Consider the following 257-nt stretch of genomic DNA (forward strand, 5'->3'; position numbering starts at 1 on the left):
CCGGCGGCACCGCCGGTGCCCTGGACCAGGGCTGGCGTCGCTGGCAGGCCGGCCACGACCTGGGCGCCGTCGTCTCGGCCGGCACCGTGCTCGCCCCGGACTGCCTGCAGCAGCTGGAGACCGAGCTGACCCGCACCGTCCGGCCCGGCGCCGTGGTCGCCCGCGACGCCGTGGACCTGCGGTTGGGCACCACGACGGCGGCCCGCCTGCTCCTGCGCGCCCGGCGGGGCGGCCCCGCCGGGCGCGCAGGAGCAGGC

Annotated in this window: 1 protein-coding gene; it reads left to right on the forward strand. The window is 81.3% G+C overall.

Features of this window, described 5'->3' with window-relative positions:
• Positions 1–257: hypothetical protein (locus AC0IVP_RS21960; protein WP_471759286.1), on the forward strand; the 257-nt coding region annotated here is incomplete at both ends.

This window comes from Klenkia sp. AC732, from assembly GCF_979256525.1.